This is a genomic window from Deinococcus pimensis DSM 21231, from assembly GCF_000519345.1.
Lineage (GTDB): Bacteria > Deinococcota > Deinococci > Deinococcales > Deinococcaceae > Deinococcus_A > Deinococcus_A pimensis.
Window position 1 is genome coordinate 481 of record NZ_KI912675.1, and the last position, 16,422, is coordinate 16,902.

18 protein-coding genes are annotated in these 16,422 nt (G+C 68.8%); 15 read left to right on the forward strand and 3 right to left on the reverse strand.

The window, feature by feature from the left end; translation table 11 throughout:
• The first annotated feature begins 152 nt into the window (after positions 1–152).
• Both DEIPI_RS0123680 and DEIPI_RS0123685 read left to right on the forward strand, forming a co-directional pair.
• A complete protein-coding gene (locus tag DEIPI_RS0123680; protein WP_211238351.1) occupies positions 153–773 on the forward strand; it encodes a hypothetical protein in 621 nt (206 codons plus the stop codon).
• Between the two features lie 311 nt (positions 774–1,084).
• Positions 1,085–2,056 carry a phosphotransferase enzyme family protein gene (locus tag DEIPI_RS0123685; protein ID WP_027483414.1) on the forward strand — a complete coding sequence of 324 codons (972 nt, stop codon included), beginning with the start codon at positions 1,085–1,087 and terminating at the stop codon, positions 2,054–2,056.
• A gap of 237 nt (positions 2,057–2,293) precedes the next feature.
• On the opposite strand, the gene DEIPI_RS40615 is transcribed toward DEIPI_RS0123685, so the two are convergent.
• A complete protein-coding gene (locus tag DEIPI_RS40615; protein ID WP_169737200.1) occupies positions 2,294–2,455 on the reverse strand; it encodes a hypothetical protein in 162 nt (53 codons plus the stop codon).
• 34 nt (positions 2,456–2,489) lie between these two features.
• On the opposite strand from DEIPI_RS40615, the gene DEIPI_RS42325 reads away from it, so the two are divergent.
• A complete protein-coding gene (locus tag DEIPI_RS42325; protein ID WP_425387891.1) occupies positions 2,490–3,311 on the forward strand; it encodes a transposase in 822 nt (273 codons plus the stop codon).
• On the opposite strand, the gene DEIPI_RS34145 is transcribed toward DEIPI_RS42325, so the two are convergent.
• Complete coding sequence (locus DEIPI_RS34145) at positions 3,244–4,635, reverse strand: sensor histidine kinase (protein ID WP_045235077.1); 1,392 nt, start codon at positions 4,633–4,635, stop codon at positions 3,244–3,246. The two genes, DEIPI_RS42325 and DEIPI_RS34145, sit on opposite strands and share 68 nt — an antisense overlap.
• Before the next feature lie 268 nt (positions 4,636–4,903).
• On the opposite strand from DEIPI_RS34145, the gene DEIPI_RS0123700 reads away from it, so the two are divergent.
• The 6 genes from DEIPI_RS0123700 (at position 4,904) to DEIPI_RS0123725 (ending at position 8,442) form a co-directional block, all read left to right on the forward strand.
• Positions 4,904–5,131, forward strand: a complete 228-nt coding sequence (locus DEIPI_RS0123700) for a hypothetical protein (protein WP_027483415.1) — start codon at positions 4,904–4,906, stop codon at positions 5,129–5,131.
• Positions 5,132–5,201: 70 nt separating this feature from the next.
• Positions 5,202–5,579 (forward strand): hypothetical protein, encoded by a 378-nt coding sequence (locus tag DEIPI_RS0123705; protein ID WP_027483416.1) that lies wholly within the window; start codon positions 5,202–5,204, stop codon positions 5,577–5,579.
• 19 nt (positions 5,580–5,598) lie between these two features.
• The gene (locus tag DEIPI_RS34150) at positions 5,599–6,111 is read left to right on the forward strand and encodes a DUF4405 domain-containing protein (RefSeq protein ID WP_045235078.1); all 513 of its coding nucleotides are present in this window, start codon (positions 5,599–5,601) and stop codon (positions 6,109–6,111) included.
• A gap of 57 nt (positions 6,112–6,168) precedes the next feature.
• On the forward strand, positions 6,169–7,002 hold the full coding sequence (locus DEIPI_RS34155) for a siderophore-interacting protein (RefSeq protein WP_045235079.1): 834 nt from the start codon (positions 6,169–6,171) through the stop codon (positions 7,000–7,002).
• A gap of 160 nt (positions 7,003–7,162) precedes the next feature.
• The gene (locus tag DEIPI_RS0123720; RefSeq protein ID WP_027483417.1) at positions 7,163–7,504 is read left to right on the forward strand and encodes a hypothetical protein; all 342 of its coding nucleotides are present in this window, start codon (positions 7,163–7,165) and stop codon (positions 7,502–7,504) included.
• On the forward strand, positions 7,501–8,442 hold the full coding sequence (locus DEIPI_RS0123725; protein ID WP_027483418.1) for a dienelactone hydrolase family protein: 942 nt from the start codon (positions 7,501–7,503) through the stop codon (positions 8,440–8,442). The genes DEIPI_RS0123720 and DEIPI_RS0123725 overlap by 4 nt, the downstream gene beginning before the upstream one ends.
• A gap of 215 nt (positions 8,443–8,657) precedes the next feature.
• Here the strand turns inward: DEIPI_RS0123725 and DEIPI_RS34160 are convergent, their stop codons facing one another.
• On the reverse strand, positions 8,658–10,124 hold the full coding sequence (locus tag DEIPI_RS34160) for a sensor histidine kinase (RefSeq protein ID WP_084474867.1): 1,467 nt from the start codon (positions 10,122–10,124) through the stop codon (positions 8,658–8,660).
• 267 nt (positions 10,125–10,391) lie between these two features.
• Here DEIPI_RS34160 and DEIPI_RS0123740 point away from each other — a divergent pair, with 267 nt between their 5' ends.
• The 6 genes from DEIPI_RS0123740 to DEIPI_RS36090 all read left to right on the forward strand — a co-directional run bounded on the left by DEIPI_RS0123740 (position 10,392) and on the right by DEIPI_RS36090 (position 16,324).
• Positions 10,392–10,787, forward strand: coding sequence for a DUF4397 domain-containing protein (locus tag DEIPI_RS0123740; RefSeq protein WP_027483419.1), 396 nt, complete (start codon positions 10,392–10,394; stop codon positions 10,785–10,787).
• Positions 10,788–11,013: 226 nt separating this feature from the next.
• Positions 11,014–11,763, forward strand: a complete 750-nt coding sequence (locus DEIPI_RS0123745) for a hypothetical protein (protein WP_027483420.1) — start codon at positions 11,014–11,016, stop codon at positions 11,761–11,763.
• 386 nt (positions 11,764–12,149) lie between these two features.
• Positions 12,150–13,352 (forward strand): DUF3500 domain-containing protein, encoded by a 1,203-nt coding sequence (locus tag DEIPI_RS34165; protein ID WP_052351971.1) that lies wholly within the window; start codon positions 12,150–12,152, stop codon positions 13,350–13,352.
• Between the two features lie 218 nt (positions 13,353–13,570).
• A complete protein-coding gene (locus DEIPI_RS0123755; protein ID WP_027483421.1) occupies positions 13,571–14,671 on the forward strand; it encodes a DUF3500 domain-containing protein in 1,101 nt (366 codons plus the stop codon).
• Between the two features lie 16 nt (positions 14,672–14,687).
• The gene (locus DEIPI_RS36085) at positions 14,688–15,233 is read left to right on the forward strand and encodes a hypothetical protein (RefSeq protein WP_157463934.1); all 546 of its coding nucleotides are present in this window, start codon (positions 14,688–14,690) and stop codon (positions 15,231–15,233) included.
• Entirely contained in the window at positions 15,230–16,324 is a 1,095-nt protein-coding gene (locus tag DEIPI_RS36090; protein ID WP_052351973.1) for a HupE/UreJ family protein, read from the forward strand. The genes DEIPI_RS36085 and DEIPI_RS36090 overlap by 4 nt, the downstream gene beginning before the upstream one ends.
• Positions 16,325–16,422: the final 98 nt, after the last annotated feature.

A 16,422-nucleotide genomic window follows, 5' to 3' on the forward strand; every position in this document is an offset into this window, starting at 1 on the left:
CCGCGGGCGGGGTGGGAGGTCTGCTGACGATGCCGCAGGAACTGGCGTACCGGATGTGGCCGGTCTCGTCGACGATGCCGCTCAGGGTGCGGGACTGGAAGCCCTCGTGTGAGGGCGTGACGGGCGACACCTGTTGGACGGGCACGATCACCGTGACCGAACAGCAGGCGGAGTCCAAGACGCTGCTCGACCCGAACGGCGCGCCCGCCGGGACGGACCACTACAAGTCACAGCTGCGCGGCGAGTACGTCGTGACGGGCGTCGCCGGGACGGGCGCGTCCTTCGCGAGCCTGGACGTGCAGGGCAAGCTCAGCGGATCACACGAGCACAAGGTGCGGTACGACGCGGTGTATGACGTGACCTGCGCCGACGGAAGAACCGTCAAGACCGAAACGCACCGGTACGGCCTCACCGACGTCGGCAGCGCCACGCGTGACTTGCAGGAGAGTGTGTTCATCGAGCTGCACGAGGACGGCTCGTACGAGCTCAGCAACGGCTCTTGGAACACCAGCACCCTGTTCAGCGGGACGGGTGAGTACTCGGACTACAACCACTACCGTGGGGCGTGCAATCCCTACCAGGACAACGACCGGGAAAGCAGCAAGGCAACCGTCGCGCGGTACGGTCTGGACGACTTCACCGAGGAGGGCGTCGCGAAAAATCAGAACGGCATCCTGACACTTCAGGGAAGCCGGACGTTCACGGTGGAGAACCGGCTACATCCCACGACCCGGACCGTCACCTGGAACCTGATCCGCGTCACCGCCGACTGAGATTGGGCGTCGTGCGATGGGCGTGACTGGGGTGTTCAGTCACCCCTTCTCCCGCGGTCCAATTCGGTTTCCGGGGAGTTCTCCCTCGGGCCGCGCTTGCCTTCCCCAGCTCACCTTCACATTGAGGCCGTCGCCTGCGGCGCTGGCCCAGGACGACGGCCGCGTTCGGCAGCGGGAGGCGTCAGGGAAGGAGCGGCGTCGCTCCTGACGCAGGTTTGGCAGTGCACCTTTGGGTCGTCGTGATGGCAAACTCGCGAAGGCCGCGGAGTTATCAGGACGCGTAACTCGTCGTGTCACGAAAGGAAGTAGGCATGCCCCCAGAGCAGGTTCTCCGGCACTTCGGCCTCTCCTCACCCCTCTCCCGACTGCACCCTCGAGCGGACGTTTGGCTTGCCTGGCACGGTCAGGCGCGGGTCGTGCTCAAACGTACCAGCACGCGGTACGGGGACGCCGTGGCCGCGTGGACCCGGCGGCTCGCAGCGGATGGCACGAGGATCGTGACACCTGTGGAGCTGGCAGGCGGCAACCCCTGCGTCTTCGGCGACGACCGCTGGGTGGTGTATCCGTTCGTGGCGGGCGCCCGGTACCGGGGCGGCCGCAGCGAAATTCGTGCGGCGGGAGAGTTGCTTGGTCGCATCCACGCTGCGGGCGCCCGTGCGACGCCAGGACTTCAGGAGCACGTGACGGTGCGGGCCTTCGCGGAGCAGGACGTTCGTGACGATGTGACGACCGTACTGACGCACGTGTGTGCCGCTTTTCCGGAGCTGGCGGACGTCATGCGCGCGCTGCTGGAGGACCGAGTGACTCGGTACGTGACGCGGGCATTGCCGCGCCTGAGGGCGGCCAGATTGCCCCTGGCGGATGGCAGCTGGGATCATAAAGCCGCGAACCTGGTGTTCGTCACGCCCGAAGCGCCGACGCTGGTGGATCCGGACAACGCGGCGCGGCTGCCGCGTGTGTACGACTTGGCGATCACCGCGCTCGCGTTCCACCTCGACCCGGGTCTGCACGATGGTCCAGTGCGGCTGTTCACGGTGGGAGAGTGGGGTGTGTTCCTAAAAGGGTACGCCGAACACGTGCGGCTCACGGACGAGGAACGGCTCGTGTGGGCGGACGTGCTGCTGTGCGCATGGATGGACGAGGCGCTGTGGCAACTTCAGGACGACGCGCCGGGCTGGCGGGACGTGCGGACGGCACCGCTGCTGCTGGACCTGCTGCGCGTCCCGCATCCGTTCACACTGCTCGAGTCGTGGAGTGAGCCTCGGGCGCTCCTCGACCTTTGAGCGGGACGAGCCGCAGACGTTGTTATGTAGGCTTGGAGGGTCCAGATGCGAGCGAAGGGGGACGGGACCTAAGGTGGTTGACAAGGCTGTCCAGCAACCTTGGAAAGCGTCAATGGAGAGCGAATTCTTTGAGGCGGCTCCAGTCAGTCCCGCACGTACGACCCACAACACCATCCGCAACGCCTGCACCCCGAGTCTGTTCGTACGCTGTTGGGCACCCACCCGACCGCGCAATCATCAGACATGCTCCGGCCCGCCTTCGGCCTTGACACCTGGAAGGTCGCTCACGCCGCCCTCAGGGCCATCGCAGAAGCGACCCTGCACGCCGTGGTGGGTCTGCACCGCATCCAATCCAGCCTCGGGGTGCTCGCTTTGAAATTGGTTGGGTTTGGTGGACAACGGGAATAGCCTCGACCATCAGGACGAGGTCATCATGGCAGCACGCCGAACCTACACCCTTGAGTTCAAACACGACGCCATCCGGCTTGCGCAGCAACCCGATGTCACCCTCGCCAGCGTCGCCCGCGACCTCGGCCTCAGTGAATCCTTGCTGCGTAAGTGGGTCGCGGATCACCGCAACCGAGACGGACTGGCCTTCCCTGGGTCGGGCAAAGAACGCTTGACCCCTGAGCAGGAAGAAATCAAGCGTCTCCGTCGCGAGAACGAGATACTGCGCCAGGAACGAGACATCCTGAAAAAAGCGGCCGCGTTCTTTGCCAAGGAGGCCCGGTGCAGCACCAGCTGCGACGCCCTTCCCACGGCCTGGACGTGCACCCCTCCCAGGAGCCAGCTTGGCGGAGCGAACGCCAGCGTCCTGATCACCATCTCCGCGGGGACGTCCACGTCCACGACGTGCGCGTGCGTCACGACCAGCAGCAGTCCCGTCGAGACGATCCGGGGCAGCCAGCGGGCGTTCACGCGCAGGTGCGCCCGCACCAGCGCCGCCGGGTGCCGTTCGCTGAGCTCCCGCGCGAGACGCAACGTCGCGTCACGGTTCGCGTCCGGCAACATCAGCTCCACCACGCCCATCGTCAAGTCCACGTGCGTCACCTCCAGAATGCACAGACCCGCCACCAGCGCGGGCCCGGGGGCGCCCGGCACGCTCAGGCTGATGAGGTTGACGGTCTTACGGGTCACGTGGACTCACCTCGACAGAAGGAAGGGACGGCGCGTTCGTGGGGTGTTCATCATGATACGGATCTGCTCCTCTGCTCGTGCCGGATCTTCCTCGCGACCAGGGGCAGCGCCACCGTGACCGTCGTACCGACGCCCGGCGTACTCTCGATCGCGACGTGCCCACCGTGCGCCTCCACGACGCTCCTCACGATCGTGAGGCCCAGCCCGCTGCCGCCCGTCACACGCGCCTCATCCGCGCGGTAGAGCCGGTCGAACACGAACGGCAGCTTCCCCACGTCGATGCCTACGCCCGTGTCCTCGACCGAGAAGACCGCGACGTCGTCGTCGCGTCGGACGGTCACGTGCACGCGCCCTCCCTCGGGCGTGTACGCCAGGGCGTTGTCCAGCAGGTTGCGCAGCACCCGCGTGACCTGCCGCGCGTCCAGGGTCACGCCGAGCGCGCCTTCCGGGACGGTCACGTGCAGCGCGACGCCCGAACGGCTCGCCGCGTCCCGCACGCTGCCCACCGCGTCGTTCACGATTAAGTTGAGATTTTCCTCGCGCAGGTCGAGGTTGAGTTCGCCCGCGTCGGCGAGCGACAGGAAGCGCAGGTCACCCACGAGGCCAGAGACGTGCCGCGTCTCGCGCTGGAGTCGCGCGAGCCGTTCGGGCGTCACGCGGAAGGTGCCGTCCAGCATCCCTTCGAGCGTGCCGCCGATCACGCTCAGCGGGGTGTTCAGGTCATGCGCGACGTTCGCGGTGAGTTCACGCTGCGCCCGCTGGTTGCGCACGACCGCGCCGTGCATCTCGTAGAACGCCGTGAGCACCTCCCCGAACTCGTCCACGCGAGCGCGAGGCGCCTCACCGGGCGCCTCACCCCGCTGCATACCGCGGATGCCACGCCGCAGGTTCCGCATGGGCGCGAGCAGCATCCGCGCGAGCAGTACGCCCAAAAGGACCGCCACGAGCGCGGCGCCGAGCATCGCCCAGAGGATCGCGCCCGTCGTGCGCGCCAGGAAGCGTTCGCTCTGTGGGTCCAGCGACGGAGCGACGCCGGTCGGCGCGACGTACCCGGCGAGCTGGCCGTTCACCTCGACCGGCACGGCTGCCGCCGCCCGCTCACCCGTCAGCACTGTCCCGGCGGGGAGGTCCGGCAGGGCGTACACCGCGCGACGTGAAGGGTCGAGCACGACGAACGACCCCCGGTCCATCGCGCCCTGAGGCCGCGCGCCATGGGTCGGTCCGCGCCCTTCACCCGGCAGGGGCCGGAAGCCCGCCACGCTGCCCGTCGCCTCGACGTACCCCTGCACCTGCGTCACGATCCGGTCGCGCGCGCGGTCCTGCACGAAGCCGGTGAACTGCGCGCGGGTGCTGCTCCACGAGATCAACCCGACCGCGCCGAGCGCGAGCGCGGCCACCAGGACGAACGCCAGCGTGAGGTTGAAGGCCAGCGTGTGCCACATCCTCCGTGGACGTGGCGACCTCTCGGGCCCTGCCGACGGACGCGAGCGGGAAGCGGGGGAGGCGTGGAGCGTCATGCGTTCACTCTCCCGCGCCCTCGTTCAAGCGTCACCGGGAACTTGTCAGGGAGTCGTGCAGATCACTTGAGCGCGACCCGCGTCTACCCGAGTTCTTCACGGGGCGTACGGGAGGCCCGAACAACTCCACGGCATGCTGCCGTCAGTCCGGGAGCGGACCTCACCGCTCCACTCCGCTCGAAAGGAACCCGTCATGCGCGTCACGTCCCATCTGCTTCCCCTTGTCGCCACCGTCATGATCGTCCCCACCCTCGCCACCATCGCGGGCGCCGCGAGCGTCCCTTCCCGGGTGTCCGTCGAGGTGGCCCGCACGTCCGGCAACGACGTCGTTCCCGCCCACCTCGACACGGGCACCTTCGCCAAGACGCGCTGGAGCGGCGTGAACCGGACGGGCGGAACGCTCAACGTCATCAAGCCCTGAGCGGCGCGGGTTCCGCGGTGAGCTCGTGCCCCGCCTCGCTCCCTTAACCCCCACCCCGCCAAGGAGACCTATGAAGTGGCTGACCCGATCTTTGTTCTTCCTCGCCGTCGCCCTGCTGTTCGTCGCCGTGTTCCTCGGCCTGAACAGGGCCGGAGCCTTCAGCAGCTTCGAGATGAACGGCCCGCCTCCCTGGATGCGGACCGCCGACGGAACGACCGGCGCGTCCACCCGGCCCGACGCGAGCGCTTCGGGCGTGGACTCGCCCGCCGCGCCACGAGGTGACGTTGCGCCCGGCGGCCGCTTCCCGGGCGGACCGCGTGGCGAGCACGGCGGCGGCTTCAACCTGCCCGAGCTCGGCAAGGACCTCGGCTTGGTCGCCGTCGCGTGGCTCGCCCTCGGCGGTCTCGACCGCCTCAACCGCTCGAACCGCGCCCCGGCGCGCCCCTGAATTCAACGGAGGTCCACGCATGAGCACCGCCCTGCCCGCCCGTCGTCGCCGCTCCGTGAGCGCCGTCCTGATCAACCTCGTCCTGAACACCTTCACCTTCGTCGCGTTCATCCTCGCGATGCAGCCGCGCGGCACCGGCATTCCCGTGCACGAGTGGGGCAGCGTGCTGCTCGGCGTCGCGATCGTCGGGCACCTCGTGCTGCACTGGGAGTGGATCGTCGGCATCTCCCGCAAGCTCGCCGGGCCCCTGCCGCTGGAGACGCGGCTGAACTACCTGCTGAACTTGGCTTTTTTTGTGGACATGACGCTGATCATCTTCAGCGGGCTGATGATCTCCAGGGCGGTGCTGCCCGCGCTGGGGTTGAGCGTGGACGAGCACACCGGTCCCTGGCGGCGACTGCACGGCCTCTCGGCGGATGCGGGCGTGGTGATCCTCGCGCTGCACGTCGCGATGCACCGCAAGTGGATCGTGCAGGCGCTGCGCAAGTACGTCTGGGGCCGTGTCGTTCGTCCGGCGAGAGTTGGTCGCTGAACACATGTCTCGCCTGCCCGCTCGTCGTCAGTGCCCGCTGACCTCAAGGAGAAGCTCATGACCTCACGCATCACCCGATCCGGCCCGCACCCGGTGCAGCTCCGCCTGCTCACCGTCCGCCACGTCACCGACCTCACGCCCCGACTGCGGCGCGTCACCCTCACCGGGAGCGCCCTCGTGGGCTTCGAGAGCCTCGGCGCGGACGACCACGTCAAGCTGTTCCTCCCCGGGCCCGACGAACGCGAACCGACCTTGCCCGTCATGACGCCTGACGGCCCACGCCTGCCCGACGGCGTCACGCCGCCCGCACGGCGCGACTACACGCCCCGCGCGTACCGCCCGGACGTGCAGGAACTCGACATCGACGTCGTGCTGCACGGCAGCGGACCCGGCGCGACCTGGGCGGCGAACGTGCGACCCGGCGACCGGGTCGGGGTGGGCGGACCCCGCGGCAGCACGATCGTGCGGTACGACTTCGACTGGTACCTGCTGGGCGGGGACGAGTCGGCGCTGCCGTCCGTGGCGCGGCGACTGGAGGAACTCCCGGCAGGGACACGCGCGATCGTGCTGCTGGAGGTGCAGGACGCCACGGACGAGCTGCCGCTCGTGAGCCGCGCGGACGTGATCGTATGGTGGCTGCACCGCGGCAGCGCCGAGCCCGGCACGACGAGCCTGCTGCTGGACGCGGTGGAGGCACTGAACCTGCCTGAAGGCGAAGGCTTCGTGTGGTTCGGAGCGGAGAGCGCGGCCGCGGCCGCCCTTCGCGGGCACCTGGAGGCGCGAGGGCAACCCCGGGTGTGGACGCGGGTGGTGGGGTACTGGAAGCGCGGCGTCGCCGGGCACGAGGAACCCAAGACGGCGGCCGTGGACACCGCCGCGTCCGGTCGGTAGGGCGGCGCCGGACGTACTCCGGTTCTGAACAGGTTCTACCGCACTCCTGAACGCATCGCCCTCACGCTCGAAGCACTTCGCGACAAACGATTCGACGGCCAGCCCGCCCCGAGTTCACCCCGTGCCGAAGGCGGCGCGCCGCAGAGGAGCCAGTGACGCCATGACCGTCGAAGCCGCCGGCGCCCCGACCGGAATGCTCATCGCGGCCCTCGCCGCGGGGGGCGCGGTGGGCGTCGCGACCCTGGCGTTGATCCTGCTGTCCAGGTCGAACCTCCTCCGATCCGTCGGGCTCGTCCTGCTCGCCGGCGCCGTGCTGCTGTACGGCTGGTCGGTATGGCAGCTGACCGGCTCGATCGGCGCGGCCGTTCTGATCGCGGGGCTGCTGGTGAGCCTGCTGCTGCTCTTCGCTCGTCCTGCGCGGGCGACAAGGCCGTCACGGTCGTCCCGCACGCCCGGCAGCGTGCCGGGCGGCGCACCGGAGCGAAGGAAGGAGCTGTCATGAACGACTACGAGCAGGACCTGTTCCGTTACGTCGCCGAGGAGTTCGCCGAGGACTACCACGAGGGCGAGATGCCCCGCCGGGAGTTCCTTCGCCGCAGCGTCCTGCTGGGTGGAAGCATCGCGGGCGCGCGGGTGCTGCTCGCGTCGCTCGGGGTGGCCGGGGTGAGCGCCGCGGAGCTCGCGCACGCGCAGACCGCCGCGCCGCAGAACGAAGCGGTCCGCAACACCTACCAGGTCGATCCGGACGATCCCAGCATCGACGCGCGAGACGTCACGTACGACGCGTTGGGCCGCACGAACTTCGCGTACGTCGCCCGGCCGCGTGGCGTGACGAGCGCGCCGGTCGTGCTGGTCATCCACGAGAACCGCGGGCTCCAAACGCACATCAAGGACGTCGCGCGGCGCGTGGCGAAGGCCGGGTACATCGCGCTCGCGCCGGACTTCGTCTCCCCCGCCGGTGGGACCGCGAAGTTCACGGACACCGCCGAGATCAGCGCGTTCATCGCGCGCACCAGCGCGGATGAGCACGTGCGGCACGCACTGGAAGCCGTGCGGGTCCTCAAGGCGCAACCGGGCGCGCAGGCCGCGCGGTTCGGGATGATCGGCTTCTGCTGGGGCGGCGGGATGACGTGGCGACTCGCGACCCAACTGCCGGACCTCAAGGCGGCCGTGCCGTACTATGGGCCGTCGCCGTCCTTCGCGGACATCCCGAAGATCAAGGCGGTGGTGCTGGGCGTGTACGGCGCGCTGGACGCGCGTATCACCGGGAACGCCGCCGCGACGGAGCAGGCGCTCGTGGCGGCGGGCGTGAAGCACCGCTTCCTGATCTACCCGGGCGCGAATCACGCGTTCCACAACGACACGGGCGGCAGCTACAAGCGCGACGCGGCGGAGAACGCGTGGGCGACGACGCTGGTGTGGCTCAAGAACAGCCTCTGAACGAGCAGAGAAGCGTCCCTCGGAAGACGAGGACGACGGCCGCCGTTCACTGCGGGGAACCATCAGAACGACCCGCCGCTCAGGGTGAGCGCCGTCCCACCACAGGGGGTGCGGGCGCGCCGTCCTCTCGGGGAAGCGTCGGCCTCCCTTGCCGCGTTGGTGACCTCAAAGGAGGGAGGGCACGACGGGTGACGCCGCTTGAGGACCGCGTCAGCTCACGGTTGCGGCGCGGTCCGAGGGGACCGCGCCAGCGGCAGGTCGAACGTGACGGTCGTCCCGACGCCCGGGGTACTTTCGATCTCGATGCGGCCGTCGTGCCGCTCCACGATGCTTTTGCAGATCGCGAGCCCCAGCCCGCTCCCGCCCTTCACCCGCGCTTCGTCCGCGCGGTACAGACGATCAAACACGAACGGGAGTTTCTCCGGGACGATCCCGACGCCCGTGTCCCGCACCATGACCACCGCGCGGCCCGCGCCACGCTCAACGGTGACGTCCACCTGACCCCCGCCAGGTGTATACGCCAGGGCGTTTGAGAGGAGGTTCTGGATCACCTGCGTCACGCGCCGTCCATCCAGCCGCGCATGAAGGGGCCCGTGGGGTAGACGGACGTTGAGCTCGACCTGCTTGCGGCGCGCGAGTTCCTGTACGCCGTCCACGGTGAGCGCCACGACTTCAACGAGGTCCTCGTCGCGCAGGTCGAGCTTGAGTTCGCCTGCGTCGGCGAGCGACAGGAAGCGCAGGTCGTTCACGAGCTCACCCATGTGCCTCGCCTCGCGGTGCAGCCGCGCGAGCCGCTCGGGGGTAACTTTGAAGGTGCCGTCGAGCATCGCTTCGAGCGTGCCGCTGATGACGCTAAGGGGCGTGTTGAGGTCATGCGCGATGTTCGCGGTGAGCTGCCGCCGCGACTGCTGGTTCCGGACGACCACGTCGTGCATCTCGTGGAACGCGGTCAGCACCTCACCGAACTCGTCTGCGCGGGCGCGCGGCGCCTGACCGGGCGCCTCGCCCCGCTGCACCTCCCAGATCCCACGGAGAAGCGCCCGCAGGGGCGCGAGGAGGGCGCGCGCCATCAACAAGCCGAGCACGATCGCGGCGATCGTTGCGGCGATCGTCGCCCAGAGGAGGGCGGAGGTAGTGCGTGCGAGGAACTCCCGGCTCTGCCGGTCCAGCGACTGTGGAATCAGCGTCGGCGCGACGAACGCGACGGTCCGACCGCCCAGCTCGACCGGGAGGGCCAGTGAAGCACGTTCGCCCGTGAGGCGCGTGCCCGCAGGAACGTCCGGCAGGGCGTAGGTGGTGCGCCCCTCGGGGTCGAGCACGACGTACGGTCCCCGGTCAGGACCGGTCGCGTTGGGGCTCATGACGTTGTCCGCCGCGCCGTGCCTTCCTCGACGGAACGGACGGAAGCCCGTGACGCTGCCGGTCGTCTCGATGTACGACTGCACCTGCGTGACGATCTCGTCGCGCGCGCGTTCCCGGGTGAAGCGTTCGAAGGACGCGCGGGTGCTGACGTTGGCGATCACGCCGACCGCGCCGAGTGCGAGCGCGGCGATGAGGACGAAGGCGAGGGTGAGCTTGAACGCCACGGTGTGCCAGAAGGGCCGCTTGCGCCCTGGGTGCTCGGACTGCGGCCCTGGTGCGGGGTCGACCGGCGTGCGGGGAGCGTGCGGTGGCTCGGTCATCGACTCCACTGTCGCGCCTGCTGCTGAGAGTTGTTGAGGAGTTGTGCAGACCCAAGGTCGAGGTGCGAAGCGCGAGGCGGTGCCGAGTGCGTCCAGCACACTGTTCTCTTTATTTTCGCGGCGTCCGGTCCGGCTACTCGGGTTCTGCAAGGGTCACGCGTGGTCGCTGAACACCTCCCCCGCATACTCAGGCCAAGCAAGAGAGCGGAACCGCCGCTCCCACCGAAGCCCCTCCTCGACGCCCCGCGTCACGAAAGGACCACCCTCATGCGCAACCTCAAGAAGCTGCTCGCCACCCTCACCGCCACCGCCGCCGTCACCCTCGCCGTCACCGCGAGCGCCGCGCCCCTCGATTCCGCGCAGGTGTACTTCTCCAGCAACACCGGCGCCGCCGGGCTCGTGGACGTCTACGTGGACGGGCAGCTGGTGTTCGACAACATGTTCAGCGGCGCGCCGACGATGTTCGCGCAGGGCCTCTCGGCGGGCGAGCACACCGTGGTCGTGACGCCTGCGGACGCCGCGCTGGGGCGGCGTGACCTCGCGTCCAGCACCATCGAGGTCGCGGGTGGTGGGACGTACACGCTGAACTTCGCGGACGACAACTCCGACGCGACGAACACCCTTTACGTGGAGCTTGACGCTGGTACCCCTGACGGCGAGTAACACTCGTCCTGCATGACCTCCTCCGGGCGAACTCCGACGCTTCACGCGTCGGAGTTCGTTTTGATGAACCCGCCATCTCTACATTCTAGGATGAGCGGGTCGTGAAACCAGAGGCGAACGCAAACGATTCTCGTGAGTTCTAAACAACCTCCACGCAGCTCTTGAACGACCACGCAGCAGAATCTTACCAGGTGGACGAACCACCTGAACCTCAAGGAGACCTATCATGACCAACGTCAAGAAGATCGTCACCCCCGTCGTCGCCGTCCTCCTCGTCGGCACCACCCTCGCGGCCGCGCAGACCCGCACCGCCCCGCAGACGAAGACCCAGACGCAGCAGTCGCAGAGCCAGACGCAGCAGCGGCCCGCACGCGCGCCGCTTTCGGTGAAGTTCTACGCCGGGAACCCCCTCAAGGGTGGCAAGCTGCTCTCCAGCGCCACCGTCGAGCCGGGACCGCGCGGCGACACTACGCCGAGCAACCCTTTCGCGAAAGCACCTGCGGGCACCATGTACGTCACCGTCAGTCGCGGGCCCGACACGCAGGTCATGACCCTCAAGGACGCGCAGGCGAACCCCTTCCCGGGTGGTCGCGGCGGGCGCGGCCTCGGCGGTCGTGACGGTCACGACGGCCCTGGCGGTCACGTCGCCCCGCAGGGCCAGCAGGGGCAGACCCAAGCGCCTGGACAGACCCGCACGGCGCCGAACGCTCAGGGGACGCGAGGGGACCGCGGCGGCGACGTCGTGCCCGGCCTGCACATGCGCGATCTGGATGACGCGAGCAGCGTGACGTTCTACGCTGGTGATCCCCTCGCGGGCGGGAAGGCGCAGACCACGATCAAGCTCGGCGGCACCCTCACGGCGCAGCAGCAGCAGGCCCTGACGACCGCGGCGAGCAAGGCGAAGTTCGCGGTGGTCGAACGTTCCGGTGGGACGACCATCGTGGATCTGACCGCGCGAAGGGCGATGAACCGCTGACCTTCCCGTCCTGCTTCCGGCGACGCTTAATCCATAAGCGTCGCCGTGGAGTCAGGGTCACGGTGCGATGACCACCTCGGGTACATCGTCACGAGGACGAAGGGCCTCGCGGCGCAGCCGGTGTACCTGGTGAAGGGGGCGAACGTGTCGCCCCCCTTCGAGCGTGCCCAACCCCGGTTCACGACCCATGACCGCTCCCGCCCGAAGTCACGGGACGGTCCCGACCGCGCCCGACCAACGATGAAGGATCGTCCGCGTCTACTCAGGACCCCTACAAGTCCCTCCCGCACACTGAACACGTTCACGCCATCCTGCCCTCAGGTCAACCGACCTCACCGTTCCGTCCCGCACACCTCATGACGCGCGAACGATACGAAAGGATCCTCATGACCACCTCCAAGCACCGTCTGCTCCTGCCCGGCCTGATCGCCGCCACCCTCACGGGCGCCTCGCTGTACGCCTTCTCCCACGCCTCCGCGGGTGGCGCGGGCGCCACGACGGGCGCCCGCCAGGCCGCTTCGACGACCGCGGACGCGCAGACCACCCGGGTCTTGACCGCCGCGAACGCCTTCCTCAACACCCTCACGAGCGCGCAGAAGCAGAAGGTCATGTTCGCCTGGACGGACGACGCGCAACGCGCCCGCTGGAGCAACTTCCCCACTGGCATCTTCCAGCGGGCCGGGCTGCGCTACGGAGACCTCACGGGCGCGCAACGCACGGCCCTGATGACGCTGCTCGGCACGGTCCTCAGCCCCGACGGCCTCAAGATGGTCCGTGAGCAGATGCAGGCCGACGACGTCCTCAAGGCTGAAAGCGCCAATCAGGGTAGCGGTGGCGCGCCCGCCGGCGGGACACCCCCGAACGGTGGGACGCCTCCCAACGGCGGGACGCCCCCGAACGGCGCGCAGGGCGGACGCGGCCCCGGTGGTGGGCTGATCTTCGGCAGCGACGAGTACTACGTCTCCTTCCTCGGGACGCCCAGCACCACCAGCGCGTGGACCTTGCAGTACGGTGGGCATCACCTCGCGATCAACGCGACCGTCGCGGGGGCGAACATCACCCTCGCGCCCAGCCTGACCGGTGGACAGCCCATCAAGGCGACCGTGAACGGCAAGACCACCACGATCGTCACGCAGGTACCCGAGGAGGTCAGGGACGCCTTCGCGCTCCTGTCGAGCTTCAACGCCTCGCAGCAGACGCAGGCGGTCCGGAGCACGAGCCGCATCGACCTCGTCCTCGGCCCCGGACAGGACAACAAGACGCTTCAACCCGAGGGGCTGCCAGGCAGCGCCATGACCGCCGCGCAGAAAGCTCGGCTGATGACCCTGATCCGCGACCGCGTCGGGATCCTCAACGCGAACGACGCGGCGCCCAAACTCGCGGAGATCGAACGGAACCTCAACAGCACGTACTTCGCCTGGTTCGGTCCGACCACGAGTGCGAACGCCGGGAACGCGTACTGGCGCGTGACAGGACCGACCATCACGCTGGAGTTCAGCCCGCAGTCGATGGGCGGGGACGCCTCGAACCACCTCCACAACATGTACCGCGACCCCACGAACGACTACGGCAAGGCCTGGACGAAGTGAAGTCCCGGCGTTTCCCTGCCCCGGGTAGACGCGGCAGGTGACCTGCCCGGCGGCGCTCATGACGATGAGCGCCGCCGGCTTTGAAATACGTAGGTTCTGCACAAAGGGTAAGGGCCGGGTGAACACCCTCCCGGGATACTCCTCGCAGTCACCCGACGCTCCTCGCGCACGAGCGGTGACACGCCCACCCTTCACCCGACGCCCACCTGAGGTCCACCATGAAGCTCAAGTTCGTCCTGCCCGTCCTGCTCCTCACCGCCTGCCTCGGCGCCTGCGGCGGTACGAGCGCCTCCACCGACACCACCACGACCGATCCCGGCACGACCGTCACCACGCCCGACACGTCCGGCGGCACGACAGGACCCGCCGTGAAGAGCGCCGCCGACGCGCAGACCGACCGGATCGTCGACGCCGCGAACGCCTTCCTCGCGACGCTCACGACCGCGCAGAAGACCGCCGTGCAGTACGCCTGGACGGACAGCGCCCAACGAGCCGGCTGGAGCAACTTCCCCACCGGGATCTTCCAGCGCGCCGGGGTCCGCTGGGGTGGCCTGACCAGCACCCAACGCGCGGCCCTCACGACCCTGCTCGGCGCGGTCCTCAGCGAGGACGGCCTGAAGAACGTGCAGGAACAGATGACCGCCGACGACGTCCTCAAGAGCCAGGGCGGCGGGAACCTCACCTTCGGCAGCGACGAGTACTACGTCGCCTTCCTCGGCACGCCCTCGACGACGACCGGCTGGACCCTCCAGTTCGGCGGGCACCACCTCGCCCTCAACGCCACCGTCGCGGGCGCGAACGTCACCCTCGCGCACAGCCTCACGGGCGGGCAGCCCGTGCGGTACACCCAGAACGGCACGAGCGTCAACATCGTCGAGCCGGAAGTCACGGACGCGTACGCGCTCGTCGGGAGCTTTGCGAGCACGCAGAAGACCAAGGCGGTGCTGAGCACGCAGTCCATCGACCTCGTCCTCGGCCCCGGGCACGACGGGCAGACCCTCCAGGCGGAAGGCCTCTCCGCGAGCGAGATGACGGAGGCGCAGCGGGCGCAGCTGCTCGCCCTGATCCGTGATCGCCTCGGGATGCTCAACGCGGACGACGTCGCCGCGAAGATGAGCGCGATCGAGCAGAACCTCGACCGGACGAGCTTCGCGTGGTACGGCTCGACCACCGCGGGCGGCACGGCGTACTGGCGCGTGACGGGCCCCACCGTGATCATGGAGTTCAGCCCTCAGTCGATGGGCGGGGACGCCACCAACCACATCCACAGCATGTACCGCGACCCGACGGACGAGTACGGCGCCGCGGACGTCCAGTGAGGTCCTGAAGATGACGATGCGCCCGCGAATCCTGCTCGCCGTCCTGTTCGCCCTGAGTTCCTCACCCGCGTTCGCGCATCCCGTGGACGAGGTCGTGCAGGGGGCGTACCTCACCCTCGCGCCCGGCGGGGTGAGCCTCGAACTGGACGTCACGCCCGGTGAGAAGGTCGCGGGCGCCGTGCTGGGGGCGCTCGACCCGAACGGGGACGGGAAGGTCACCGACACGGAGGCGAAGGGCTACGCGCGGAAGGTGCTCGCGCAGTCCACCCTCACCCTCGACGGAAAAGCGACGTCCTGGACGCTGGACCGCGTGGAGGTACCGGACGTCGCCCTGCTGCGGGTGGGTGGGGGCATCCTCAAGATCTACGCGACGGCGAAGCGAATGGACAAGGTGGGCACGCGGACGCTGTCGTACGTGAACCGCTACGCGCCCGCCAAGAGCCAGCCGACCGCGAACGTGTTCCTGCAACCCAAGGGCGGCTGGACGTTCGCGGTGACGAAGCAGACCCGTAGCAACGACGGTCGTTCGCTGGGCGTGACGTACACGCAGGGGCGCTCGTGAAGCCCGTGTGGCGGCGTCTGGTGACGCTCGTGGCGTTGCTGTTGACCTTCGCGTCGTCCGCTCTGGCCCACTCGATCACGTTCAGTCACGTGAACGTGCGGCTGAACGGTACGGGCACGAAGGTGACGGTGCAGCTTCCGGTGGCGGCGCTGCTGCACGAGTCGCCCTCTCCCCTGCCGAAGGGCACGACCGAGGTGGCCCTGAAGGAGACGCCGCTGCGTGCGGACGTGCGGGCGTCGTTGACGCAGCTCGTCACCGCGCGGTTACGGCTCTCCTCGGGCACGACGGTCCTGCCGGTGACCGTGACGAGCGTCGAGCCCGCCGGGCAGGACGTGACGCTCACTGCCACCGCGCCCACGGTCACGGGCGCGCTGAACGTCTCCGCGAACCTGTTCCCGGAGGACACGCTGCACAAGGTGTTCGTGGAGGTCTACCGTTCCGACGCGCTGGTGGGGCAGTACGCGCTGGACACGCAGAACGCGGCCTTGACGCTCGCCGCGCCCGCTCAACCCCTGGGGCAGGTGGTCCTGACGTTCGTCCGCGAGGGCATCCACCACATCTTCATCGGGCCGGACCACATTCTGTTCGTCCTGGCGCTGATCCTGCTGGGTGGGCGCGTCGGGACGCAGCTCAAGGTGATCACGGCGTTCACGGTGGCGCACAGCGTCACGCTGGTACTGGCGACGCTGGGGATCGTGGAGCTCCCGTCCCGGCTGGTGGAGAGCGTGATCGCGCTGAGCATCGTGGTGGTGGGGCTGCACGACTTTCTTCAGTTGCGGCGCGGGCAGACGACAGGGCGCGATCCGAGGGCGGTGTTCGCGTTCGCGTTCGGGTTGGTGCACGGGTTCGGGTTCGCGAGCGTGCTGTCGGAGCTCTCGTTGCCGCGTGAGGCGCTGGGGTGGTCGCTGGCGGCGTTCAACGTGGGCGTGGAGGTGGGGCAGGTGGTGATCGTGCTGCTCGCCGCGCCGGTGCTGCTGCTGCTTCGTCGGGTGGCGCCGCCGCGTGTTTCGCAGGGGGTTCTGGTGGCGGCGGCGGGGGTGGTCGTGCTCACGGGCGGCGTGTGGTTCGTCCAGCGCGCCTTGGGCCTGTGATGGACAGGCTCTAGCTTCTTGAATCGAGAGAACCCCCTGACTCTACCCGCGTCTTGGTTTGGTTCTTGTCCAGTTGGGTCTCCACGGAACTCACGTCG